This window comes from Frateuria sp., from assembly GCF_035944355.1.
Classification (GTDB): Bacteria; Pseudomonadota; Gammaproteobacteria; order Xanthomonadales; family Rhodanobacteraceae; genus Frateuria_A.
On record NZ_DASZBH010000010.1, the window covers coordinates 1 to 25,322 of the forward strand.

21 protein-coding genes and 1 pseudogene are annotated in these 25,322 nt (G+C 66.6%); 13 read left to right on the plus strand and 9 right to left on the minus strand.

What is annotated here, in order from left to right:
• The 3 genes from VGU03_RS07380 to VGU03_RS07390 form a co-directional block, all read left to right on the plus strand.
• Positions 1-115: IS3 family transposase (locus tag VGU03_RS07380; protein WP_327478489.1), on the plus strand; the 115-nt coding region annotated here is incomplete at its 5' end.
• Positions 116-236: 121 nt separating this feature from the next.
• On the plus strand, positions 237-956 hold the full coding sequence (locus VGU03_RS07385) for an HNH endonuclease (RefSeq protein ID WP_327479748.1): 720 nt from the start codon (positions 237-239) through the stop codon (positions 954-956).
• A gap of 459 nt (positions 957-1,415) precedes the next feature.
• The gene (locus VGU03_RS07390) at positions 1,416-1,886 is read left to right on the plus strand and encodes a DUF1456 family protein (protein WP_327479749.1); all 471 of its coding nucleotides are present in this window, start codon (positions 1,416-1,418) and stop codon (positions 1,884-1,886) included.
• Between the two features lie 12 nt (positions 1,887-1,898).
• Here the strand turns inward: VGU03_RS07390 and VGU03_RS07395 are convergent, their stop codons facing one another.
• The gene (locus VGU03_RS07395) at positions 1,899-2,621 is read right to left on the minus strand and encodes an rRNA pseudouridine synthase (RefSeq protein WP_327479750.1); all 723 of its coding nucleotides are present in this window, start codon (positions 2,619-2,621) and stop codon (positions 1,899-1,901) included.
• 82 nt (positions 2,622-2,703) lie between these two features.
• A pseudogene (locus VGU03_RS07400) lies at positions 2,704-2,925 on the minus strand (IS30 family transposase); the annotation flags it as partial.
• A 268-nt stretch (positions 2,926-3,193) separates the two neighbouring features.
• On the opposite strand from VGU03_RS07400, the gene VGU03_RS07405 reads away from it, so the two are divergent.
• Positions 3,194-5,839, plus strand: coding sequence for a hybrid sensor histidine kinase/response regulator (locus tag VGU03_RS07405; protein WP_327479751.1), 2,646 nt, complete (start codon positions 3,194-3,196; stop codon positions 5,837-5,839).
• A gap of 393 nt (positions 5,840-6,232) precedes the next feature.
• Here VGU03_RS07405 and VGU03_RS07410 read toward each other — a convergent pair whose 3' ends face one another.
• The 5 genes from VGU03_RS07410 to VGU03_RS07430 all read right to left on the minus strand — a co-directional run bounded on the left by VGU03_RS07410 (position 6,233) and on the right by VGU03_RS07430 (position 10,178).
• Positions 6,233-6,649 (minus strand): YciI family protein, encoded by a 417-nt coding sequence (locus tag VGU03_RS07410; protein ID WP_327479752.1) that lies wholly within the window; start codon positions 6,647-6,649, stop codon positions 6,233-6,235.
• Positions 6,650-6,808: 159 nt separating this feature from the next.
• The gene (locus VGU03_RS07415; protein ID WP_327479753.1) at positions 6,809-7,474 is read right to left on the minus strand and encodes a hypothetical protein; all 666 of its coding nucleotides are present in this window, start codon (positions 7,472-7,474) and stop codon (positions 6,809-6,811) included.
• 123 nt (positions 7,475-7,597) lie between these two features.
• Positions 7,598-8,584, minus strand: a complete 987-nt coding sequence (locus VGU03_RS07420; protein WP_327479754.1) for a GlxA family transcriptional regulator — start codon at positions 8,582-8,584, stop codon at positions 7,598-7,600.
• Complete coding sequence (locus tag VGU03_RS07425; RefSeq protein WP_327479755.1) at positions 8,541-9,089, minus strand: cysteine hydrolase family protein; 549 nt, start codon at positions 9,087-9,089, stop codon at positions 8,541-8,543. Before VGU03_RS07425 ends, VGU03_RS07420 begins: the two co-directional genes overlap by 44 nt.
• Positions 9,090-9,335: 246 nt before the next feature.
• Entirely contained in the window at positions 9,336-10,178 is an 843-nt protein-coding gene (locus VGU03_RS07430; RefSeq protein WP_327479756.1) for an energy transducer TonB, read from the minus strand.
• 207 nt (positions 10,179-10,385) lie between these two features.
• On the opposite strand from VGU03_RS07430, the gene VGU03_RS07435 reads away from it, so the two are divergent.
• Positions 10,386-10,826: a barstar family protein gene (locus VGU03_RS07435; protein ID WP_327479757.1), complete on the plus strand. Its 441-nt coding sequence runs from the start codon at positions 10,386-10,388 to the stop codon at positions 10,824-10,826.
• 42 nt (positions 10,827-10,868) lie between these two features.
• Here the strand turns inward: VGU03_RS07435 and VGU03_RS07440 are convergent, their stop codons facing one another.
• Together VGU03_RS07440 and VGU03_RS07445 are read right to left on the minus strand one after the other, a co-directional pair.
• Entirely contained in the window at positions 10,869-11,330 is a 462-nt protein-coding gene (locus tag VGU03_RS07440) for a hypothetical protein (protein ID WP_327479758.1), read from the minus strand.
• 168 nt (positions 11,331-11,498) lie between these two features.
• Positions 11,499-13,184, minus strand: a complete 1,686-nt coding sequence (locus VGU03_RS07445; protein ID WP_327479759.1) for a winged helix-turn-helix domain-containing protein — start codon at positions 13,182-13,184, stop codon at positions 11,499-11,501.
• Between the two features lie 408 nt (positions 13,185-13,592).
• Here VGU03_RS07445 and VGU03_RS07450 point away from each other — a divergent pair, with 408 nt between their 5' ends.
• The 8 genes from VGU03_RS07450 to VGU03_RS07485 all read left to right on the plus strand — a co-directional run bounded on the left by VGU03_RS07450 (position 13,593) and on the right by VGU03_RS07485 (position 25,164).
• Positions 13,593-14,090 carry a hypothetical protein gene (locus VGU03_RS07450; RefSeq protein WP_327479760.1) on the plus strand — a complete coding sequence of 166 codons (498 nt, stop codon included), beginning with the start codon at positions 13,593-13,595 and terminating at the stop codon, positions 14,088-14,090.
• A gap of 357 nt (positions 14,091-14,447) precedes the next feature.
• Positions 14,448-17,474, plus strand: coding sequence for a TonB-dependent receptor (locus tag VGU03_RS07455; protein ID WP_327479761.1), 3,027 nt, complete (start codon positions 14,448-14,450; stop codon positions 17,472-17,474).
• Positions 17,475-17,598: 124 nt separating this feature from the next.
• Positions 17,599-19,062 (plus strand): glucoamylase family protein, encoded by a 1,464-nt coding sequence (locus VGU03_RS07460; protein ID WP_327479762.1) that lies wholly within the window; start codon positions 17,599-17,601, stop codon positions 19,060-19,062.
• Between the two features lie 357 nt (positions 19,063-19,419).
• The gene (locus tag VGU03_RS07465; RefSeq protein ID WP_327479763.1) at positions 19,420-21,693 is read left to right on the plus strand and encodes a glycoside hydrolase family 3 N-terminal domain-containing protein; all 2,274 of its coding nucleotides are present in this window, start codon (positions 19,420-19,422) and stop codon (positions 21,691-21,693) included.
• A gap of 303 nt (positions 21,694-21,996) precedes the next feature.
• The gene (locus tag VGU03_RS07470; RefSeq protein ID WP_327479764.1) at positions 21,997-22,773 is read left to right on the plus strand and encodes a hypothetical protein; all 777 of its coding nucleotides are present in this window, start codon (positions 21,997-21,999) and stop codon (positions 22,771-22,773) included.
• 94 nt (positions 22,774-22,867) lie between these two features.
• Positions 22,868-23,080, plus strand: coding sequence for a CopG family transcriptional regulator (locus VGU03_RS07475; protein WP_327479765.1), 213 nt, complete (start codon positions 22,868-22,870; stop codon positions 23,078-23,080).
• A gap of 275 nt (positions 23,081-23,355) precedes the next feature.
• Positions 23,356-23,613 (plus strand): XAC0095 family protein, encoded by a 258-nt coding sequence (locus tag VGU03_RS07480; protein ID WP_327479766.1) that lies wholly within the window; start codon positions 23,356-23,358, stop codon positions 23,611-23,613.
• Between the two features lie 207 nt (positions 23,614-23,820).
• The gene (locus tag VGU03_RS07485; RefSeq protein WP_327479767.1) at positions 23,821-25,164 is read left to right on the plus strand and encodes an MFS transporter; all 1,344 of its coding nucleotides are present in this window, start codon (positions 23,821-23,823) and stop codon (positions 25,162-25,164) included.
• Positions 25,165-25,322 lie beyond the last annotated feature (158 nt).

The window sequence follows — 25,322 nt, forward strand, 5'->3', positions numbered from 1 at the left end:
CGCCGACGTGTTCGACTACATCGAGATGTTCTACAACCCCAAACGCCGCCACGGTTCAAACGGCGACCTGTCGCCTGTAGAGTTCGAACGGCGCTACGCGCAACGAGGGTCCTGAGTGTCTACGGAACCCTGGGCGATTCAAAGATATCCCTTTAGGCTTCTACAGTTAAGAGAGCGAAGTTAGTTTACGCGCCAAAACAACCAAGCCGTCGCTTTTTTTCGGAGGATGTTGAGCCATGACGATCACAATTTATTGGGACGCCACAGAAGAAGTTTTGGCTGTAGACCCCGGCAAAATTGAACTTCAACGGCCCATTAATTCAACCAGAGAGCTCCTGCTTGAAACTGGATTGTCCGTCAAGTATAAAACTCAAAGCAGTATTACCCGACTGAAAAGTGGCTTATATAGGCTTGTCATTCTTTACCGCAGGGATGCAAACAAGCATTTAGACCCGCAGATAGTCAGGTTCGGAAAATCAACACTTGACATAAGGTCGGCCGAAACATCTGGAAAAGCGCAATGGGACGACGCAGATGACAGCTATTACAATGGCGCCGTCAACTGGGTCTCAAATGGGCTCCAAAAATTTCTGGAGAAAGAAACTATTGAGCGTATAAAAAGGAAGCAGTCAAAATTCAAGGATGCGCTACTGAAGCTGGATAGTCGTTGCGCAATTTCAGGAGAAAGCACCTTAGATGTGCTGGAGGCAGCCCACATTATCCCGTCAAGCCGTCGAGGTGCCGAAACGCCGCGCAACGGAATTCTCTTACGAGCAGATCTTCACCGACTCTTCGACAAGGGGATTTTTAAAATCACCAATAACGGCGAGATAAGGCTAATGCGCAAAGTAAGTAAGCCTTATCAATCGTTACTGGAAGGGGCGTGTCTGGAGAGGGCAGTTACTGAGCGCATCAGCGATGCGCTAATTAAACTCAACAAAAAATCCTCAGGTTAAACAAATTAAAGGGTTCACCATTTCGCTGCCAATAAACACAAAGTTTTTTTTCCCGGCGTACGCATGGCGGGTGTGAGGAGTCCTGGGTTCTTGAGCCCGCCATCCGCTTCGGTCGATCGGCGCCAGGAGCGCGCCAGTCACCGTTCTGGTTAGGGCCGTGGCAGCGGCCTTTTTGCTGCCCAAACACTCGTCTGTTTCCGCGGTGGCCGTCAGAAAATCCGGATCAGAGTGTGCTTCCCGACAACGTGCGGCTGGCCTGACTGATAGCAAGGCATGGGGCGATAGCGCAGTCTTTGGCACTTCGCTCAAGGACGCGCTCAAGCCACCTCAGCCGAGGCTCGATCTACGAGTGTCTCTCACACCTCGCACAGCGAGGCAGCGACACGCAGCCGTGTGTTTGCTGCTTTGCGGTTTCTCCATCCATACACTTGGCGGCTTGCCCCAACCGTCCGGTGATCGATGATCAACAACGACATCCTGCGCAGCATCCGCTACATGCTCGACCTCAGCGACAACAAGGTGGGCGACATCATCGGCCTGGCCGATCCGTCGTTCGCGGTCGAAAAGGACGACGTGCGCGCCTTCCTGCTGAAGGAAGACGAGCCCGGGTACCGGCCCTGCAACGACAAGGTGCTCGCGCATTTCCTCGACGGGCTGATCCTGCACCGTCGGGGCAGGGACGAGAGCGTGCCGCCGCGGCCGGTGGAGAAGCGCGTCAGCAACAACGTGGTGCTGAAGAAGCTGCGGGTGGCCTTCGAGCTCAAGGACGTGGACATGCACGAGGTGTTCGCCGAGGCGGGGTTGCCGGTGTCCAAGCCGGAACTGTCGGCGTTGTTCCGGCAGCCCGGACACAAGAACTACCGCCCGTGCGGCGACCAGCTGCTGCGCAATTTCCTCAAGGGCCTGACGCTGCGCGTGCGCGGTTCCTGAGCCGCGGTTGTCTCAGAAGCGTTCGCCGGCGGGCAGGTAGCGCCAGGCGCCGACGGGCATCTTGGCCAGCGGCACCTTGCCGATGCGGATGCGCCGGATCGCCACCACGTCCAGGCCGACCTGCGAGCACATGTCGCGCAGTTGCCCTTCCTGCACGCCCTTGAGCGCGAAGCGCAGGCGGATCTCGTTCTGCCAGCTGACCTTGCAAGGCCGCAGCGGCCGGCCGCGGTATTGCAGGCCGTGGCCGAGCTTGAACAAGCCATAGGGCACGATCTGGCCGCTGACCTCGACCACGAACTCCTGTTCGATCTCGTCGCGGTCTTCGGTCAGCTGGCGCCGCACGCGGCCGTCCTGGGTCAGCACCATCAAGCCGCTGGCCTCGGTATCCAGCGGCATCAGCGGCACCAGGCGATGGAAGTGGCGCTCGAGCAGGCGCACGCCGGAAGGGTCATCGGGCCAGCGTGTTCCCGGCTGCACCAGACCTGCCGCGGCCTTGCGGCCCTTGATCGCGTCGTAGCCGACCGGCTTGTGCAGCAGGATCGTGGCCGGTTCGACGGTTTCCAGTTTCGCGGCGGGATCGAGCGCAACGACCTGCGTCGTTACCGGATACGCCGGATCTTCGATCACGCGCCCGTCGACCGACACATAGCCGCCCTTGACGTACTGGTCGGCCTCGATGCGCGAGCACCGGGCCAGGTCGGCCAGGTAGGTGGCCAGTCGAACCGGATCGGACATGGATCAGTGCCGGGGGATCAGGGCGGCCAGTCTAGCAATCGCAGGGGCGCTTTCCTGAGCGGCTGACCCGAAAAAGGGGGAGTCAAGTTAGAAGTGCGTCATCGATCGCCTGCGCAAGGTCATGCCGCCCCAGCGCGCGCATGACCATCTCCGCCCGGCAGTGAAACCCCAACGTGGCGCGTGGCCGAGTGTTCATGCCTTGGGCGATCGCGTCGAGTTCGGTCTGCGAATACACCGACAGATCCGTGCCCTTGGGTAGGTACTGGCGCAGCAGGCCGTTGGTGTTCTCATACAGGCCGCGCTGCCGCCATCGAAGCGCAGCTGGGGCGCCGTGCTGGTCCGGCGAAGATCGGCCGCCCAAGGAAGAGCACGGAAAGTGCACTCTGACCTGGCTTCCCCCTTCACGCATACCCAAGCCGCCGCTGCCTAAGATCCCTTCAACTACGTGCCAAGGCTGGGGGAAAACGCCCTTGACGCAGAACCGCAAGCAAGGCTCGACCACAGAGCCGCCTCGGCTGCCGGCCCTTGGGCCTGATGAGGAGAGGGTTGCTCGCGTCCAGGCCGGGCTGCGCGTGCTCGAGAGCGCGGCCGACTGCATCGAGGTGCTCGATCTGGAGGCACGCCTGGAATTCATGAACGATGGCGGCCTGGGCGCGATGGAGGTCGAGGACTTCGCCACCCTGCGCGGCGTGCGATGGACGGATTTCTGGAAGGGCGACGACCACGCCAAGGCGCTTGCGGCGGTGCAGGCCGCCAGGCAGGGCGAGACCGGTCGTTTCGAAGGCTACGCACCGACCCTCAAGGGGACGCCGCGCTGGTGGGACGTGGTCGTCACGCCCATCCGCGGCCCGGACGGGCAGCCCGAGCAGCTGTTGGTGATCTCGCGCGACGTCAGTGCGAGCAAGCAGGCCGAAGCGACCGCCAATGGGGACCAGCGCGAGTTGCAGGCGCTGGCCGATGCGTTGCCGGTGCTGGTGGCCTACGTCGACGCGGATCGCCGTTACCGCTTCACCAACCGAACCTACGAGCGCTGGTTTCCGGATCGCCCGCGCGGCATCGCGGGGCGGAGCGTGCGAGAGGTGGTGGGTGAGGATGCCTATGCCTTGTTCGCGCCGTGGATCGAGCGGGCGCTCTCGGGCGAGGCGGTGAGCTTCGAGCAACTGCTTCCCTATAGCGACGGCCCGGCCAGGCACCTGCGCATGGAGTACGTGCCGCGCATCACCGAGGACGGCGTGCAGGGGTTCTACGGACTGGCCTATGACATCAGCGAGCAGAAGCGCATCGAGGCGGAGCTGCGTGACAGCGCCACGCAACTCTCGGTGATCTTCGCGCAGGCGGCGGTCGGGCTATCGCAGGTCTCGCTCGAGGGGCGCCCGATGCGGGTCAACGACGAGCTGTGCCGGATGCTCGGTCGTGACCGGCAGGCCGTGCTCGTAGGAGGCATCGCCGGGATCACTCACCCCGATGATCTCCCCACGAGCCTGGCCGCCTTCCGGAGCGTGGTCGAGACTGGCCGGACGGTTTCGCTGGACAAGCGCTACCTGCGTCCGGACGGCACCGTGGTATGGGCCAACAGCAGCCTGACCCGGCTGAACGACGAGAATGGACGGCCGCACTCGGTACTCGTGGTCACGGTCGACCTCACCGAGCGCAAGCTCATCGAGGAGCGCCTGCGCGAACTCAACGCCACGCTCGAGGCACGGGTGGCAGCGCGCACCGCCGAGCGCGACCGTGCGTGGAAAAATTCGCGCGACCTGCTGCTGGTGACCGACATGGCCGGCGTGGTCCGCGCGGTCAACCCCGCCTGGACGGACATCCTCGGCTGGCGTGAAGAGGAATTGGTGGGCCACTCGTTCCTCGAGTTCGTCCATCCCGACGATATCGATCCCAGTTTCGACGCGCTGGAGAGGGCCGCCAGCGAGAACCTGGCCGGGTTCCAGAATCGCTACCGGCACCGGGACGGATCGTGCCGATGGATCTCGTGGGTGACCGCGCGCGAGGGGCCGCTGATCTACGCCAGCGGTCGCGACAAGACCGCCGATCGTGCCCGTGACGCGCAGCTGCAGGCGGCACAGGAAGCCTTGCGCCACTCGCAGAAGATGGAAGCGATGGGCCAGTTGACCGGTGGCGTCGCGCACGATTTCAACAACCTGCTGACGCCCATCATGGGTACGCTGGACCTGCTGCAGCACGGCGGCATGGGCACCGAGCGCGAGCAACGGTTCATCGCCGCCGCGATGCAGTCGGCCGAGCGGGCCAAATTGCTGGTGCAGCGATTGCTCGCCTTCGCCCGCCGCCAGCCGTTGCAGGCCACCGCGGTGGACGTCGCCAGCCTGATCGGCGGCATGGTCGACCTGATCGCGCGCGCCAACGGTCCCCAGATAAGCGTGGTCGTGGAAGCCGAGCCCGGCCTGCCACTGGCGCATGCCGATCCCAACGAATTGGAGATGGCGCTGCTCAACCTGGCGGTGAACGCGCGTGACGCGATGCCTCAGGGCGGCTCCCTGCGCATCGCCGCGGAGCTGGAGCAGGTCGGTTCCGGCCACCGCGCCAACCTCACCCAAGGTCGGTACATCCGGCTGTCGGTCACCGATACCGGCGTAGGCATGGACGAGGCAACGCTGGCGCGTGCGGTAGAGCCGTTCTTCTCGACCAAGGGCGTCGGCAAGGGCACCGGGTTGGGGTTGTCGTCCGCGCACGGGCTGGCCTCGCAGCTTGGCGGTGCCCTGCTCATCCAGAGCCAGCGCGGGGTGGGCACGCAGGTGGAGATGTGGCTGCCGGTCAGCTCGATGCCGGTGGAGACGGCCGGCCCGGTCGCCGAGGCCAGCGCAGGCGGGCAGCACGTCGGCTCTGCGCTGCTGGTCGATGACGAGGAGCTGGTGCGCATGAGCACGGCCGATATGCTGGTCAGCCTCGGCTACGCGGTCAGCGAATGCCCTTCAGCGGAGGCGGCGCTGGCGCTCATTCGCGGTGGCCTGCGCCCGGACGTGCTGGTCACCGACCACCTCATGCCCGGCATGACCGGCACCGAGCTGGCGAGGCGGGTGCGGAGCGAACACCCGGAGGTCGGCATCCTGCTGGTCTCCGGTTACGCCGAAGCCGAAGGTGTCGCGCCTCACCTGACAAGGCTGACCAAACCGTTCCGCAAGAATGAGCTCGCACGAGGGCTGGCCGCCGTGCGTCGGGCGGAGCCGCACACGGGGGCCACCAAAAGCTGATGCTGCGGCGGCAGGCGATTGCCCGCGCAGCCAGTGGAGCGGACGACTGCGGTAGGGTTCCGCCTGGAGGGCGGGTCTATTGGTTCCCTCCGTCCCTTGAAGTGGCCAGGCACAGCCGGTCCCAAGCAAGGCCTCGCCCAACAGAGGCAGATAGCGCCGGCGGTCAGCGTTGTCGAGAAAGCAGGGCAACCGGTTGTTGCCGCGCTGGACGACGTGAGCCGGGGTTGTCTGGCCATTACCGGAGCATCGCGTTTAGCTTCGTGGTCTGGTGGCACTCAGGACCGCTTCACGCTGTGGGATCGGCCACGCACGCCTGTCGGAAGTGAAGCCGACCCCGTTCCCGGAACGGGACTTCCCGCAAGGGCTTGCGCGGGCGCATCACCCCGACACCATTCAAGCGACGCCCAGCTTGCCACGCTCCCCGCCGCGCGGTGCCGCGAGTTCCTCGGGCGTCACGAACTGGGCCAGATCCTCCGCCTCGTAGAACGGCAGGATCTCGACCACGCTGCCGGCCGTCATCGGCGAGCGCTTCACCCAGGCCAGGGCCTCGTCCATGTCCTTGACCTGCCAGATCGAGAAGCCGGCCACCACCTCTTTGCTCTCGGAGAACGGTCCGTCGACGACCGCAAGCTCGGTGCCGTCGTAGGTCAGCCGCTTGGCTTCGGCGCCGGTCTTCAGGCCGGCGGCGGCGACGAATACGCCGGCCTCGACCAATTCCTCGGTGAACCGGTCCATCGCCGCGAACGCCTCGAGCTCCTCGGGCGTGGGAGCACTCAGATCGCCGATCTCGGCGACTTTCGCAAACACCATGACTCGCATCGTCTTTCTCCTGGTTTGAGCCCGCCCCCAGTGGCGTCTCTCATCTGAGCGACGAGCGAGCTTTTCCAAAATAGACCCTGCTCAGAAAAATTTCAGATGCTCGGCTGAAGCGGCTGTATTTATTGAAGTAAGCGTCGGCGAAGGGCCGGCTCACTTATTCCTGGACCCAGTGGCGTGCGTCTCCAGCGCTCTCTTCAAGAGAGCGTCGTAGAGCTCCAGCCGGAATCGTTGGCTCAGCAGCAGCATGCACAACCAGTAGAAGAACATGAGTCCCGCGAACAGGGCGATCTGCAACCAGCTAGGGTGTGGCGGCCACTGCATATCCTTGAACTGAACCACGAGCGCGGCCAGAACAGGCAGCGCACCGAGCTTTTCGATACCGCCGGTCATCAAGGGCAGCTTGCTACGAAAGCGCTCGAGCCGATGGTTGGCAAAGGTGCTCATGGCGGCCAGGCGCCCCTGGGGGAAGGAGCGCAGCCAGGCGATCAGGCCGTCATGGTGGGGCAGGTCGAAGTCCAGGGTTTCGGCATATTCCCGACGTTGGTGGGCAAAGGTGAGTTTGAAGCTCGGAAGCTGCGCGGTGATCACGACGATCACCCCTCCGACCTCGATCGCGAGTAGCGCCAGCATCGCGAACGCCACCCAAGGTGTGTGGGACCAAATCTTCCCCAGGAGCAGGGCCAACGTGCCCGACACAGCCACGAGGGCGTAGCCCCACCGCACGCGGTGGGTGGGCATGATTTGATAGGACGGATGCTCGGGCAGTGCTTCGATGCGGTCGTCCAACGAGACGAACGTAAGTGCTGACTCTTCCATGTCGCATGCCCGTGATTGACGTCGAGTGCCTTCCAAGCCTGCCAGAGTCGGCGGGCCAAATGCACCAGCCGATCTCGGGCGCCCGAAAACCGTTGCGCCGCGAGAAGAAGGGATCCGGCCTGCTCAGGCTCTGCGCACCGTCGCTGGCGTGCCGTCGGCGCCGGCCGACCAAAGCCTGCGCAACTGTCGCGCCGAACCCAGGCCCGCCCGCTCCGCGGCGCGTTCGACCGTGTCGCCCGCGGCCAGGGCTTGCCGCGCGAGGGCCAGCCGCAGGCGCGCGTGGTAGCTGTGGATCGACATGCCGCTGGCCTCGCGGAACCGCCGGGTCAGGCTGCGCACGCTCATGTGCCCGACCTCGGCCAGGCGCGCCAGCGGCCAGTCTTCGGCGGGCGCGTGCGCCAAGGCCTCCTGGACCCGATGGATGCGCGCGTCCATGTGGTTGCGCCCCTCCAGCCAGGGCGACAGCGCCGGATCGCCGGGTGCGCGGCGCAGATACACGGCCATCTCCCGTGCCACCACCGCGGCAAGGCGCGGTGAGCCCAGCCCGGCGATCAGGTGCAGCGCGAGGTCGATGCCGGCGGTGACGCCCGCGCTGGTGTACACGCCACGGTCCTCGACGAACACCCGGCTGTCCAGCACGTCGGCCGTGGGCTCCAGCCGCCGGAGCGCATCGAGCAGGGTGTGATGCGTGGTGCAGCAGCGGTCCTTCAGCAGGCCGGCGGCGGCCGCCAGCAACGCACCGGAGCAGACGCAGGCGACGGGCCGGCCGCTGACGCAACGTCGCAACCAGTCCACCAGCTTGCGGCTGCCCTCGTTCGACAGCACCGACCCGCCATCGCCCACCGCGCCGCACACGATGACCAGGACGTCGTCGGCCACTTGTTCGGGCAACGGCTCGACACCGGACAGGCCCACGCCCAGGCCGGTCGAAGCGGACTCGCCCTCGCGCACGGGCGCCACCATGCGCAGCCGCAAGGGCAAGCCCTGCGCGCCGGCCATGCGGAACGCATCGGCGGCGCCGGCGAGGTCCAGCAGGAGCAACGCCGGCGGCAGCACGAAACAGATTTCAGTGATCGGCGAGGACGTCATCGACGGTGCGGATGCGGGCAAAGCGGCCCTCCAGTACGAGTTCGGTGCGCTGCTTGATGTCCTGCGCATCGTAATGCCGGCCGGTGCGGGCGTGGACCATCGGGAAGGTGAGCGTGGCCTCGGTGACGTAATCGACCTCGAAGCCCAGGTCGGAGGCGACCCGCGAAGTGGTTTCGCAACATTGCTCCGAGCGGATGCCGGTGACGATCACCCGGCGGATGCCGCGTTCGCGCAGCCACGCTTCCAGTTCCGTGTCGGTAAAGGCGTTGTGCACGCGCTTGTGGAACACCGCCGCATGCTGCTCCGGCACCCAGTCCAGCGGACGGACCAGGCCAGAATCGGCGCGGAAGTTCTCATCGTCGTCCTCGTGCAGAATCCGCACGATCGGCCAGCCCCGTTCGGCGGCACCGTGGAGCAGTTGCACCAGGCGCTGGCGGAAGGCGGGCACGTCGTCCTCGCGCCAGTAGGGCGCATGCAGGAAGGACTGCTGGACGTCGATGACGAGGACGGCGGGGGTGTCTGACATGGCGCGACTCCAGTGGTTGGGAGTCGCCACTCTAGGTACCGGCCCACGCGCCCACGAGCACGACCACGGACCGCTTGCGGACGAATCGGGCCAACGTGTTCGGCAGCAGGGGCGGGCAGGTGTCAGTGGTTGCCGCCAGGCTCGGCAAGCCGGCCGCCTCGCATTTTCCTGCTTGCGTCGCTGACCGGCCGGGTATCCGCGGGCCACGATGCGCAAACCCGGGTCGGATTGCGCTTCCCTGCCAGCTCAACCGTGGTGGGGCGAAGGCAGCAGCACGGGGTCGGCGCCTTCGGTCCGAACGCCGTCGTTGGCCACGGCGTCCACGCCGCCCATGTCGGGCTTGTCGCTCCAGGGCGCCTGCGTGTAGGGGCCCGGGACATAGGTCTTCCACACGGGGTCGGTAGGCGGCGCGGGCAAGTCGTTCAGAGTGAACGTGACCGGGACGTGCGCCGTCCAGCTGTCCTGGCTGGCCAGCCGGCCCGTCGTGGGCACTTGGTAGGTCCAGCGCCTCGCCGCTTCGAGCGTGGCCTTGGCCATCAGGTCGCGGTATTGCCTGAGGATGCTGTCCCGGCCGATGTTGGCGAGGTTGACTTGCTCGGCGATGGCGTCGGTCACATGGCCGCTACGGTCGACACGCAGGGCGAGGTACACCGTTCCCTGCGCGTGAGCGCGGAGAGCATCCTGGGGATACCTTGGCGGGATGTTTTTGTTGCCTTCGGCGATGCGCAGCGCATCGGTGGACTTCCTGTCCATGTCGCCGAACGTGGCCCCCTTGATGCGTGCGCTGTAGTTGCCGTCCGCTGTCTTTTGGAGCACGACACGGACATGCATGCTGACCCTGGCAGCCACGGGTTTGCCTTCGCGTAGCACGGGGTAGAAGAGCCATTGCGACGCGGCCTTGCGCACCATGTCCGCGATCGGCTTGCCGTACTTGGGTTCGTCCTTGATCTCCGCGGCCTGCACCGTGCCGTCTTTCGCCAGCACGATGGTTCCGTCGACGACGGCGGACGATTCGAGATCCTTCGAAGTGCTGGCGTGGGCCACTACCGCAAAGGCGGCGAGAAGTACTCCGACTATGGCCTTTTTCATGCGTGCTTTCCTTGAGTCGCGATGAAATCGATCGGCTGCGTCGCTTTGGTTGAAAGCGAGCGCGCTCCCGACGCTGTGGCGGGATAACCGGCCCCACTTGAGCCCGGAACCAGAACGGAAGCTTACTTGTAGAACGGCTCCTCTTCGCTCATCCCACACGCTCCTGCGCGTATGAGGCGATGATCCCGGCCGCCCGAGCGCTCGCTCATGACCAGCAAAGTCCTGCAGATCGACCTGCACGATGCCGGACGCGATGGCATCTACCGCGTCGTGCCCGACGACCCGATGACCTTGGTGGATGACGCGGCCCGCGCCGGCCTGCGCCTGAGCCGGATCGACCTGCGCGATTGCGCGAGCCACGCGCGCGCCGTGCAATGCCTGGCCCAGGTGTTCGAGTTCCCCGTGCCAGCGGACGACTGGCCGACGGCCACGGCCGGCCTGCGCGACCTGGGCTGGCTGTCCGCGCCAGGCTACGTGCTGGTGCTCGACCATGCCGATGTCCTGCGCGCCCAGGCGCCCGAGGTCTACGCCGCCTATCGCGACCATCTGGCCGGCGTGGCCCGCGACTGGCACGCGCGGGGCGTGCCGTTCTTCGTTTTCATGGTTTTCCCGGACAACGAAACCCGCGACGCGGCGATCGACGCCTGAGCCGGAGTGCGCCCCTGGCCAGGCGACAACGAAGGCCGGTTCTCAAGCCAATGCGGACAAGGCGTCCTTGAACTCCTTGATGATGCCGCCTGCGCCACCGGCGGCTTCGACCAGCGATCCGAGAATGGCGTCGATGGCGTCGATGATCTTCTTGAGCCAGTCGCGGATCGACAGTTGCGGCTTGAGGCGGGGCCATAGACTGGCCACGGCATTGAGCACCCGCAGCTTGAATCGCAAGGGTCGCCCTTCGAGGCCGTGCGCATGCAGCGCCTCCGATGGGATTTCGTCGATGGCCTGCAGGAGCTCGGGAACCCCACGTTCCGCCACGTCCAGTGCGAAGGTCTCGCGTGCTTGCTCCCGCAGCTCCGGATGGCTCTCCCACAGGAACCCGAAGGCGTCGGTTTGCTCAAGGACGAAGGCCAGGAAATCCCGCACGCTGTAAACGAAGCCCTGCAGCTCCCGCCTGCCGGGCTCGTCGGTCGATGCAATGGAATCGAACCACATGGCCGCGTCCTCCTGGTGCATGCCAGAGGCGCCGAAGGGAGCGCACCTTGATCCCCGCTACGTCGGGCATGCGTGAATGGCGCCGAACGCTGCTCGTCCCGATGACTTCCTTGCGCTTCTCCTGCCAGCCTGGTTGTCGAGCCGGCGGCCGCGCCGTGTCGTCACGCCTCAGTTCAAGCTGGTCAGCAGCGCCTGGAACCGCGGCTTGCCGCGCAGCGACGCCAGGTCGCTGTCGTTCGCCATCCACGCCCGATCGCCCCAGCCGAGCCCTACCGCGCGTTCGAGCAAATCGATGGCCCGGTCGTGTTCGTCCAGCACCGCGAACGTGCAGGCGGCGTTGTAGAAAATCATGGGCTCGTCCTCGCTCGATCGCAGCGCCAGGTTGGCCCATTCGATCGCCTTGGCCTTCTCGCCCAGCGCCGCGAAGCTCGCGGCGCCCATGTAGCGGGCGCGCGCGTCGTCGGGATTCACGCCCAGGGTACGCTCGATCAGTTCGAGCGCCCGCAGGCGCGCTTTCTTCTCGTCATCCTTGCGGCCCATCTCGCTGTACGCCTGGGCCAGGTAGACCTGGGGCAGGTAGTCGGTGGGGCTGACTTCGGCGGCGCGCAGGTACAGCCAGGCGGCTTTCTCGAAGTTGCCCAGCGAGCTGCAGATCATGCCGTACATGAAACAGCCTTCGAGCAGGTTCGGGTTGAGCATCATCGCCGTCTCGAACTGCCGCTCGGCCTCCTTGAACCGCTGGCTGACGTACAGCGCCAGGCCGCGCGAGGCATGCGCCTCGGCCGAGTCCGGATCCATCTGCAGGGCCCGCTCGCTGGCGTCCATGGCGCGGGCGACGTGCTCGGGGTTGCGGTCCAGGAAGCGATGGCGCATGACATAGGCATCCGACAGGCCGGCCCAGGCCGCGGCATATTTCGGGTCGCGTGCGATGGCGCGCTCGTACATCTCGATGGCGCGCAGCGAATCGCGGCGGTTCCAGGCGTAGAAGTATTTGCGCCCGCGCAGGTAGTCGTCGTAGGCCTGCACGTCGGCGGTGGCCACGTACTGGATCGCGCGGCGCTCCTTCGGCGACAGCGTCACCTTCAGCGCATCGACGATGCTCTGGGCGATGTCGTCCTGGATGGCGAACACGTCGCGCAGCTCGCGGTCGTACGTCTCTGCCCAAAGGTTCGAATCGGACGCCACGTCGATCAACTGCACGTTGATGCGCACGCGGTTGCCCGCCCGGCGCACGCTGCCCTCGAGCACCGTGCCGACGTCTAGCTTGGCCGCGATCATCTGCAGGTCGGCCTCCTTGCCCTTGAAGAAGAACGAGGAGGTGCGCGAGGACACCTTGAGCTGCGGCAGCTTGGTCAGCAGGCTCAGGATTTCCTCGGCGATGCCGTCGCTGAAGTATTCGTTCTCGAGCTCGCCGCTCATGTTGACGAACGGCAGCACGGCGATGGTGAGCCGGTCGCGGTCCGTTGGGTGGGGTGGGCCGGGCGCGTCCAGCCTGTCGACGGAGGTGTCCGGTGCGTGTCCTGCCGCGACACGGGCGATCAGCCGATAGCCGAGGCCATGCACGGTCTGGATGTAATGCGGCTCGGCCGCCTCGTCGCCCAGCTTCTGGCGCAACTGCGAGATGACCCGGCTCAGCGTGGCCGCGGTGACGTACTTGTGCCCCCACACGCGATCGAGCAGGTCGTCGTGCTTGATCAGCTCGCCTGGATGGGTGAGGAACTGCAGCAGCACGGCATAGGCCTTCGGCTCCAGGTCGAGCTCGTGCCCGTCGCGCAGCACGCGGTGCGCCGTCGGCTCGACGCGGATGTCGCCGAACGCGTAGTCCACTCGAGGGCTGGTCGGTGGTGGGGCCACGGGCTGGGATTATCCAGCGGTGGGTGTTGCCTGGTGTTGTGAAAGCGTGACTTCGGAGGCGGCGAGGGGACAGGTTCCGACGGGCTAGCGTCCCCGTGTCTGGTTCCTTGTCGAGCGCCAGCGGGGCCGAAGGGCTCAGTGGCCCTCGACGGTAGGCCGCCATCGGTGCTCGTTGGGTCACTCCCTGGCGGGAGCCCTGGCGCGGGTCGGCCTTGCCCGCTCCAGCAGCAACCATCGGATGGTTGGCCCCTCGACCGTGGATGGTTCCAGCGTTTCCGGTTCCATCAGCCGGCGCATCCATGAAAACCTCATCGAATCCACGCACATCCCGCAGGATTTCCTCAAGCTCGCGCCGGGGCTGGAGTCCAGGATCGCTCCACGGACATCGGCGTCCGTCGGGAGGCCTCTGTGAAAAAGCTAATCCTTGCCATGACCAGCGCACTCGGTCTCGCCAGCGTGGGCGGCGTCAGCCTCGCCCAGAACCAGACCACCCAGCTGCAGAACGTCGTCGTCACCGGCGAACGTGCCTACGAGACCTACGTCACCCACCTGGACGCGGGCTTCCAGTTGCAGGCGCTGGTCGGCCATACCCACGGGCAATACGTGCAGGCGCGGCGGGCGGCCGACCAGCTGGAATCCCAGCGCATGCAGGGCCTCGCCCAGCAGCCGGTCGTCTCCGTGGCCATCGACAACTCCGCCGGCCCGGGCGTAGCCCGACAGTTCCAGTTGATCGACGCCAACAGCGAGACCGTGGCCATCGTGAACGTGTACTGCAAGCGGTCCATGCCGTCGGAAGGCTCGCGTTGCCGGATGGCACCCCAGGCAACGGCCAACACGCCCGAGCAGGGTTTGGCATCGGTCCAGGCGAGGGGGCTGCGGGTCGCCATGGTGAATATGCGGAGGTAGATGGGTCCCGTAAGGACGCCTAGGCTCCGCCCACCCCGTTCAAGCGAGCGCCTCATCTGCGGGGCGCTCGCCGGGGATGTCGCGAATAAGCTGATCGCACCGCTCCGCCCGACAGGGATAGAGGAACTTCCCGTGGGGCATAAAGAAGACATGACCGGCCAAGCCCGTCGCGTGCGCCGTGCGCTGCCGCCGGCCACGAGCACATGGCGGCGCCTGACGGGCGTCGGGCCCGCTCGTGGGGGCTGTGCTGGGCCGGTGACGCTTGCCTGATTCGCCCCCTGGCTTGAGGCGTCACGCCGGCTTCGTCATAACTTTGAGTTAATATTCGTCGCACCCCGATCCTCAAGGTAGGCAGCGATGAAAAAGACCTTACGTTTGGCGAAAAAAGGCCTGTTGGCGAGCCTGATCGCCGGTTCGCTCGCTACGTTGGCCACCGCCCCGGACATCGCGTGGGCACAGACGGCCAACGCCACCCTGCGCGGCACCGGCCCGGCCAACGCCCAGGTCACCGCCCGCAATGTGGCTACCGGCGAGGTGCGCCGTACACGCACCGGCGCCGACGGCAGCTATGCGCTGCCCGGCCTGCAGCCCGGCACCTACCAGGTCGACGCCGGTCCCGGCTCGGAGCGGACGGTCACCCTGACAGTGGCCTCCACCGCCACACTCAACCTGCAGGCCGCACCGGCGGCGCCCGCCGCACCCTCGGTCGCGAATGCGGCCAACCTCGGCGCCGTGTCGGTGACCGCGACCACGCTGCAGGAGGTCAAGACCTCCGAAGTGGGCAACACCATCTCGCTGCACCAGATCCAGACCATCCCGCAGGTGTCGCGCAACTTCCTCGAGTTTGCCGACACCGTGCCGGGCATGGTGTTCCAGGTGGATTCCTCCGGCCACACGCAACTTCGCGGCGGCGCGCAGAACACCAGCTCGGTCAACGTCTACATCGATGGCGTCGGCCAGAAGAGCTACGTCAAGGAAGGCGGCGTCAGCGGCCAGTTCAACAGCCAGGGCAACCCGTTCCCGCAGCTGGCGATCGGCGAGTACAAGGTCATCACCTCCAATTACAAGGCGGAGTACGACCAGATCTCCTCCGCCGCGGTGACCGCGCAGACCAAGTCCGGCACCAATGATTTCCATGGCGAGGTGTTCGGCCGCTACACCCATGATGCCTTCCGCGCGCGCACGCCCGCGGAGGACGCCGCCGATCACAAGACGCCCTCGCACGAGAAGGAATACGGCTTCGCGCTGGGCGGCCCGATCATCCGCGACCAGATGCATTTCTTCGTCACGTACGAGGCGAAGCGGTTCGACACGCCGGTCACCATCGTGCCCGGCTCGATTCCCGGTGCGGCCAGCTTCCTGCCGCCCGCCGCCGCCGCCCAGCTCGGCCCTGGCGACCTGCCGTTCAAGGAAGACCTCTATTTCGCCAAGCTCGACTGGGAGCCGACCGACCGCGACCGCTTCGAACTCACCGGCCAGGTCCGCAAGGAAAACCAGTACGACAACATCGGCAACCAGACCGCGGCCTCGGCCGGCATCGATGCGATCAACAACGACACCCGCCTGACGCTGCGCTGGCAGCACAGCGGTGAGGCGTACTTCAACGAGCTGCTGCTGACCCACGAGCGGGCCTACAACAATCCCACGCCGCTCAACTTCGGCAACGGCCAGGCGTACACCTTCGGCCCCGACAACGACGCTGCCATCCTGTTCACCGGCGCGGCCAACGCGCTGGCGACGCAGAAGAAGGGCCAGAAGGGCCCGGCGATCCAGGACGACCTGACCTTCAACGACTTCGAGTGGCACGGCGACCACGTCATCAAGCTCGGCGCCAAGTACAAGGAGGTCACGCTCAACGCGCAGGACGCCGGTCTCAACAATCCGCAGTTCTTCTACAACGTCGACCCGACCGGTACCGGCGCGACGCCGTACAAGGCGTTCTTTCCCAATCCCGTGCCGGGCCTGAACCCGGTCGCCACGTCCAAGGACAAGCAGTTCGGCGTCTACGTGCAGGACGACTGGGCCGTCAACGACAAGCTCACCCTCAACCTGGGCGTGCGCTGGGACTACGAGCGCAACCCGTCCTACCTCAACTACGTCACCCCGGCCAACGTCGTCGCGGCGCTCAACAGCCAGGACCCGAATGCCCCGGCCGGGCAGACCTACGCGCAGTCGCTGGCGGCCGGCGGCGTGAACGTCAACGACTACATCAGCACCGGCCACAACCGCAAGGCAGACAAGGGCGAGGTGCAGCCGCGCCTGGGTTTCTCCTATGACTTGAACGGCGACCAGCAGCACGTGATCTTCGGCGGCGTCGGCCGCGCCTACGACCGCGACCTGTACGACTACCTGCAGGTGGAGCAGACCAAGTCCGCGCTGCCCGAGGTGAACGTGTTCTTCCAGGATCCGGCCACCGGGCTGTGCCACAAGGGTGGCACGCCTTGTTTCGCCTGGAACCCGGCCTACCTCAACGGCCTGGCCAACCTGCAGGCGCTGCTCGCCTCCAGCAACACCGGGCAGGAAGTGGACATGGTCAACAACAAGCTGCGTGCGCCGCACTCGGACCAGTTCAGCCTGGGCATGCGCAACCAGGTCGGCGATTGGAACACCAGCGCCGCGGTCAGCCGGATCCTCAGTTACGACGGGTTCGTCTATACGCTCGGCAACCGCCGCCCGGACGGCAGCTTCTGGCAGGGCGGCAGCCAGCCGTGGGGTAACGGCATCCCCGGTTTCGGCAGCCTGATCATCGGCAACAACGGCATCGAGACGCGCACCACGCAGGTGCTGCTGTCGGCCGAGAAGCCCTACACCAAGGAATCGGGCTGGGGCGCGACCTTTGCCTACACCTACACCCACGCCAAGCAGAACCGCGACGTCAACGAGCACTATGCGTTCGACGAAGAAACCATCGGGCAGTACCCCTTCATCCTCTCCAACGCGGCGGCCAAGCATCGCTTCGTCGCCACCGGTTCGCTGGACGGCCCGTGGGGGCTCACGCTGTCGGCCAAGCTGACGCTGGCCACGCCGATCCCGGGCAACTTCATCGGCTGCTACCCGGACGTGGTCTTCCCCAACGGCAGCACCTGTTCGCCGCAGGGCGTACAGCCGCAGGGCACCGGGCGGTTCCTGATCGGCGGCAAGATATTCGGCTACCGCGATGTCGACTTCCAGGCGACCAAGGACTTCGACCTCGGCCACGGCGTCACGCTGTACGGCCGCTTCGACGTGCTCAACGTGTTCAACTGGAACAACTACACCGACATCCTCTACACCACCCGCTCGGCCAACGGCCAGCCGCTGCCGACCCTCGCGTCCTATGACCCCGTAGGCAACATCACCTACGTACCGCGCACGGTGAAACTCGAGCTCGGCCTGCGCTTCTAGCTCTCCGATGCCCACGCCGCACCGGCGGCGTGGGCGAGGCGGCCGGCCGATCCCGGGCCGGCCAACTCTTCATCGCCGTCCCCCCGTATCGAGCGACGGCGACATCGACACGATCGCTGACCGGATGACCCTCACACACCTGCGCACCTTCTGCCTGGCCGCCCTGGCGGCGGCTGCCGCCGCTACCGCGGTGCCTTCGCGCGCCGCCACCACGGCGACCATCACCCACTACAAGAACCTGCCGGTCGCGCAGCAGCAGCTCATCGACGACCTGCAGCGACGCACCTTCGACTGGTTCTGGGACAGCGCCAACCCGGCCAACGGCCTGGTGCCCGACCACTATCCCTCACCCGAATCCTTCGCCAGCATCGCCGCGGTGGGCTTCGGCCTGACCGCCTATGGCGTGGGCGTGGAGCGCGGCTACATCAGCCGCGAGCAGGCGATCGAACGCACGCTGGCGACGCTGCGCTTCTTCAAGGACGCGCCGCAGAACGCGAGCGAGGACGACGCAACGGGCTACCACGGTTTCTTCTACCACTTCCTCGACCTGCATACCGGCAAGCGCGAGGCCCGCTGGGTAGAGCTCTCCTCCGTGGACACCGCGCTGCTGCTGGGCGGCGTGCTGTTCGCGCAGTCCTACTACGACCGCGACACGCCGGCCGAGCGCGAAATCCGCGCACTGGCAGACACCATCTACCGGCGCGTGGACTGGCCCTGGCTGCAGGCGCGCAAACCGCTCATCAGCATGGGCTGGACGCCGGGCGGACAGTTCATCCCGCACGACTGGCAGGGCTACAACGAGGGCATGCTGATCTACGTGCTGGCGCTGGGTTCGCCCACGCATCCGGTCGGCGACGATGCGTGGAAGGCCTGGACCGCCACCTACGATCGCACCTGGGGCAGCTTCCAGGGCGTGACCTTGCTGAACTTCGCGCCGCTGTTCGGCCACCAGTACAGCCACGTGTGGATCGACTTCCGTGGCATCCAGGACGACTGGAACCGCGCGCATGGCCTGGACTACTTCCAGAACAGCCGCCGCGCCGTGTATGCCCAGCGCAACTACGCCGTCGCCAACCCCGGCGGCTGGACCGGCTATGGCGCCAACGTGTGGGGCCTGACCGCCTGCAACGGGCCCGGCGGCATCGTGGTGGAGCAGGGCGATCGGGAACGCAGCTTCCAGGGCTACACGGCACGCGGTGCCGGGCTGGACTACATCTCCGACGATGGCACCATCGCGCCTACCGCGGCAGGCGGCTCGATCGCCTTCGCGCCGGAGCTCGTGGTTCCCGCGCTGGCGACGATGAAGCAGCGCTACGGCAAGTACATCTACGACCGCTACGGTTTCGTCGACGCCTTCAACTTGAGCTTCCACACCAAGACCGAGCTGCGCACGGGCCGGCTCGTACCCGGGCTGGGCTGGGTCGACACCGTGCAGTTGGGCATCGACCAAGGCCCGATCGTGCTGATGATCGAGAACTGGCGAAGCGATTTCGTGTGGAAGGTGATGCGGCGCAATCCCTACATCCGCAAGGGCTTGCGGGAGGCCGGCTTCTCCGGCGGCTGGCTGGACGCGCCGGCGGCGCGATAACGCAATCCCGTCGCAGCCGCCGGTGCCATCAAAATCGCGCTGCTGCTCGGGCCTGAGCCAACGCTCCACACAAGCTTGGCTGTCGCGCCCGATACTTTTAGGTCAGGGGACAGGCGTGTGGCGAGACGTGCGGCCTCGGTCGGAAGGGAGCTCCGGTCGGGTCTGGATCTTTTCACGGCCGGTCCTGTAAACGGTTTCCACGCTCAAGCGGGCGCTGCCGCTCGCATACCCTTCTTGCCCATGAAACGATCATCGCTCCTTCGTCTGCGTCTGCTTGTTGCCGCACTGCTGTGCACAGGCGCGGTTGCCTGTGTCGGCGCCCGTGCCGATGCGGTCGCCGCGCCGGTGCAGCACGCCGTGGCGCCGTCGAACGCGCAATTGGCCTCGCCCGGGGTCGAGCAGCGCGTCGACGCACTGCTCAAGCAGATGACGCTGGAGGAGAAGATCGGCCAGCTCGTGCAGTACAACGACCAGGGCAGCAGCGCGCCGACCGCCGCCAACGGCGACCAGGCGCTGGCCGCCAACCCCGAGACGCAGACCCGGGTCGACGCCATGGCGCTGGCCAGGCAAGGCCGGCTCGGTTCGATGCTCAACGTGATCGGCGCGCAGAAGACGCGCGCCTTCCAGGACGCGGCGCTGCACAGCCGCCTGCACATTCCGATCCTGTTCGGCGCGGACGTGATCCACGGTTACCGCACGATCTATCCGGTGCCGCTGGGCCTGGCCGCGTCGTGGGATACCGCGCTGGTCCAGCAGCTCTCGCACATGGCCGCGACCGAAGCGACCACCGCCGGCGTGAAGTGGTTCTATTCGCCGATGGTGGACATCTCGCGCGACGCGCGCTGGGGCCGCTCGACCGAAGGTGCGGGTGAGGATCCTTACCTGGGTTCGGCGATGGCGCGCGCCTACGTGCGCGGCTACCAGGGCACCGACCTGTCCCGGCCGGACAGCGTCGCCGCTTCGGTCAAGCATTTCGCCGCCTACGGCGCGGCCGAGGCCGGGCGCGAGTACAACACCACCGACATGTCCGACATCCGCCTGCGACAGGTCTACCTGCCGCCTTACAAGGCCGCGGTCGAGGCGGGCGCGGCGACCATGATGAGCTCGTTCAATGCGCTCAACGGCGTGCCGGCCACGGCCAACCCGTATCTGATGGACGAGATCCTGCGCAAGGAATGGGGCTTCGACGGCTTCGTGGTCAGCGATTACACGGCGGTGATGGAACTGACCCATCACGGCATCGCGCTCGACGCCGCCACGGCGACGAAAAAGGCGCTGGAGGCGGGCGTGGAAGTGGACATGATGTCCCACTTCTACGACACGCAGATCCCCAAGCTGCTGGCCGAGCACAGGCTCTCCATGGCCACCGTGGACGAGGCGGTGCGCCGGGTGCTGCGGGTCAAGTTCGCGCTGGGGCTGTTCGAGCACCCCTACGCGTCGGGCACCGAGGTGACGCACGCGTTGCCCGCAAACCGCCCGCTGGTGCGCCGTGCGGCCGAGGAATCGTTCGTGCTGCTGCGCAACGCGCCGGATCAGGGGCGGCCGGTGCTGCCGTTGGACCCGGGCGTGAAATCGGTGGCGCTGATCGGCCCGCTCGCCGACGCCGCCAACGAGATGCAGGGCGCGTGGGGCGGCGCAACGCAGGTACCTGACGTGGTGACGCTGCGCCAGGCGCTGGAGCGGCGCATGCAGCAGCACGGTGGCCGCGTGCTGTTCGCGCACGGCACCGACATTCTGACGGAGTCGACGGCCGGCTTCGACACCGCCGTGCAGGCGGCGCGCCAGGCCGACGTGGTGGTGATGGCGTTGGGCGAGTCATCGGAAATGAGCGGCGAGGCCGGCTCGCGCGTCCACCTCGACCTGCCGGGCAACCAGCAGCAACTGTTGGAGCAGGTCGCCGCGACCGGCAAGCCGGTGGTGCTGCTGGTGTTCTCCGGCCGGCCGCTGGTGCTGGACTGGGCCGCCAAGCACGTGCCGGCGATCATGGCGGTGTGGTTCCCTGGCACCGAAGCGGGCCATGCCCTGGCCGACGTGTTGTTCGGCGACGTGGCGCCCAGCGGCAAGCTGCCGATGAGCTTCCCGCGCGCGGTCGGGCAGGAGCCGCTGTATTACGACCAGTTCCCGACCGGGCGCCCGGCCGGCGATGCCGACCTGTCCAGGCCGCCCAGTGGCGGCGATACGCGCTTCGTCTCGCGCTACATCGACGTGCCGAACGATGCGCTGTTCCCGTTCGGCCACGGACTGAGTTACACCAGCTTCGCCTATTCCGACGTGCGCGTGTCGCGCAGCACGCTGCCGCTCGCCGAGGCCAACCGGCCGGATGCGCGGGACCTCGTCACGGTCACCGCTACGCTGACCAATACCGGCAAGCGTGAGGCCACCGAGGTCGCCCAGCTTTACGTGCGCAACCTCGGCGCCAGCGTCGAGCAGCCGGTGCGCAGCCTGAAGGGCTTCCAGCGCGTGACGCTGAAACCCGGCCAGTCGCGGCAGGTGCGCTTCGAGCTCGGCTTTGCGGAGTTGTCTTTCTATGACGTCCACAGCCGCCAGGTCGTGGAGCCCACCCGCTACACGGTGTGGGTCGGCGGCAGCTCGCAGGCGCCTGGGCAGGCGCAGTTCGACATCACGCCCTGACCGCGGCGCGCGGACGTCCGGCCGAGCGCATGTCTGCGCCGGCACAGCTTCCCGGCGTGCACACAGGCGCTCCATCGGGACCCGTCCAGGCTGAGCGTCCCCGCTCATCCGGGCGGCCGCGCGTTTCATCTGCGCGTTCCGTTTTATGCTGCCCGAGCTGACTCAAGGGGAAGACTCATGCCTCGTGCAGGTTTTCGGCTTGGCCACGCGGTCGCGCTGGCGTGCTTGCTGGTTGGGATGGGGCTTGCCGGGCCGGCTGCGGCCGCCACAACCGATCAAAGCGATTCCACGGTGGCGTGGTCCGTGGTTCTCGATCCGCAGCAGCCGCTGGCCGAGCGCCAGCAGGCGCTCGCGAAGCTCGAGAAGGACGCGCAGAACGACGGCCAGAGCGAGCTCTATCTGCTGGGATCGCTGTACCACATGGGTCCGCACGCATCGGGCGGCCCCGTGCCCCAGGACCTGGAAAAGGCGACCTTGTACCTGGGCAACGCCGCGCTGCGCGGCAGCCTGCTCGCGATGGCCAAGATGGCGGAGATCAAACTGGATACCCGCAAGTATCGCGAGGCCATGATCTGGGCGCAGGTCTTCGCCCACTACGCCACGCTGTTGCCTGACGGCCAGCGTCCGCCGGAGGGGTACACCGCCGAGCTGGTGCAGCGGATCCTCGACAAGCTGGGGCGCTCGAGCATTCCGCAGGTGATGCCGGACGTGGCCGCCTTCATCGCCCAGCACGACGCGGACATCCGCGCGGGTACCGGCAGCCACTTCGACGGCAAGGCGGCGCGGCCCAAGCTCAAAGAGAGATCCGTGGTCATGCCGAATGGCCGCTTTGCTCCGCAGTCGGGTTTTGCCGACTACCTGCTGGCCTTCGGGCCGGACGGATCGGTCGTGCACGCATGGTTGCTCGATTCGGTACCCGACCCCGCGCTGGGAGAAACCCTGCGCCACTACGTGAGCGAGATGGCCATCCCGGCGCAGCCAGCGGGCACGAGAGCGAGGCTGCGCTACTCGTGGTTGCCGGCGATGTTCGACGACCACCGGTATCGAGCGGCACCGGGCGCATCCAGCCACGGGCCGTGAGACGCGGGGAGGCGGCGGGCATCCTCGCATTCGGTCATGTTCCATTTCGCACCATTGTGGTGTAACGTGGTGCAAAGACCGATGAGGCGATGACATGCAGAAGACTCGAGTCGTGGCCAAGCCTCGCATCGGTACGGAAGACATCACCCGGGCGACCGTGAGCTTTCCTGCCGATATCTATGCAGAGCTGGAACGTATTGCAGCCACCAAGAAGGTGTCCGTCGCTTGGGTGGTCAGGGAGGCGGCCGAGCGCTACGTCGCCGGCGAGGCTGACCCACCGGCGGCTAACTCACGAAGCAGGAAGTGAGTCGGTCGTGGATTCACCGTGATTCCCGCGACCGAGGACCCGGCAAAGCTGGCTGACGCGTGCTGATCCTCTGGGATGCGGCTCGTCCGGCGCATCGAGACTCCAAGGTCTGTTCGAGGTTCGCAAGCCCGAGGACCGTGCCGTGGGCGGCGGGTGATCCGATAGGTGCTCAGCCACAGCCTGGGAGGCTGTCGACTGGCGCCGCTCCTCGCAGTTCGCCACGGAAGACAGGGCCGAATGCCGCCCGTCGGTAGGCCGCATCAAGGGAGTACTCCATGCCCAAGCGCAAAGGAACCGAACCGCCCCGATTCATGCCCGAGGGCTATCTGCTGCCCGAGGACGCGCACCTGGCCCTGCTCCAGACCCGCGACCAGTTGCGGTTGCTTGCCCTCCTGGCCGATCCCCGCGGCATCGACGAGCCCGAGCTGAGGTTGTCATCGGGCGCCCTGGCCGAATGTTTCTGGCGCCTGGCCGGCGACCTCGACGGAGTGGCCAAGGCCGCAGTGTGGCCGGCAACGACGGGCGCAAAGTAAGCGGGCACCCAGAAGGCCGGCTCGGGCGGTGTCCCAGCTTGCGCACGTGGGGATTGCGGGTCCCGTGCAAGTGAATACAGGACCTTCCATTCCTGGGGAGCTGCCGGCGACAGTAGTGTGCGCTCGGTTCACCGCGCACGTATTCCAAAGGCGTGCAGCAGCGAGCGTTACCATCGGTGCCACGTCTACTCGAGGCGATTTGCCCGCATGACCTGGACCGACCAGCAAGGCGCGCCCGCGGTCTCGCGCGGCTCGATGGCGATCGCGGCGCTTTCCACGGTGGTGGAGTGGTACGACTTCACCCTTTATCTGTACCTGGCGACCGTGCTGTCGCGGGTGTTCTTCGGCGGTGGAGACAGTTCATTGCTGGCCACGCTCGGCGGCTTCGCGGTGGCCTATGGCATGCGGCCGCTGGGCGCGATGGTGTTCGGGCACATCGGCGACCGCATCGGACGCAGGCGCACGCTGCTGCTGTCGATGATGCTGATGACATTGGCCATGCTAGCCACCGCGCTGCTGCCCGGCTACGCCACCCTCGGGCCGGCGGCGGGTGGACTGCTGATGCTGCTGCGCTGCTTCATGGCGTTCTCGGTGGGCGGCGAATACACGGGCGTGGTCGCCTACCTGCTGGAAGGCGCGCGGCGTGACCGGCGCGGCCTGGTCACCTCGCTGGCGGCGGCCTCCAGCGAGGTCGGCGCGTTGCTGGCGGTGGCGCTGTCGGCCTTGATGGTGGGTACCCTGAGCCCCGCGCATCTGGATGCCTGGGGTTGGCGCATCCCTTTCTTCGTAGGCGCGGTGCTGGCCGGCGGCGTATGGTTCGCGCGCTCGACCATGGACGAATCCCCGGACTTCCTGCGCCAAGTGGCGCAGCGCAGCGTGCCCGACTCGCCGCTCGGCCACACGCTCGCCCACTACCGGCCGGCCTTGTGGCGCACGTTCGCCGTCTCGGCGCTGGGCTCCATCACGTACTACGTGGGCATCACCTACGTGCCGGCGTTCCTTAGTTCGTCGGGCCTGGCGGCCGAAGGCCGTTCGCTGGGGCTGTCGACCCTGGCCGCGGTCGCGGTCATCCTCGTCACGCCGATCACCGGCGCGCTCGCGGACCGGGTCGGGCGCAAGCCGGTGCTGGTCGGACTGGCGCTCGCGGGCACGCTGCTGCCGCTGGGCATGTTCGGCCTGATGACCGGTGGCGCACAGCAGCAGATCGTGGTCGGCGCCGTCGTGCTGGCCTGCCTCGCCGGCGGCGTCAGCGCGGTCGGCGCCCCGGCGACTGCCGAGCAGTTCCCCGGCGAAGGACGGCTCAGCGGCCTGGCGCTCGGGGTGACCGTCTCGACGGTCATCTTCGGAGGCCTCACGCCTTTTCTCGCTGCGCTCCTGATCCGACTGACGGGCTGGCCGCTCGTGCCCGGCGCGATGATCGCGGTGGTTGCGCTGGCAGTGCTGCCGGTGTTCCTGACGATGCCGGAGACCCGGCCGTCACGGGTCTCGGAGGCCGGGCGGACCGCCGGCGTCGAGGTGGCGCGCAGCGATTCCGACACCGCAGGGAAGTAGGCCGGGCCGCCCGTCGGGCGCGGCTGCCATAGGCTACGACCTTGCGGAAAAGTCCCGCGCACGAACGCCGCCTGCTCAGTCGAGGGCGTCAGGGTCCGGTCCGATGCGCTGTCCCCCAACATGGCTGCGATCGTCTGCAGGTCGTGCGCATCCAGCGC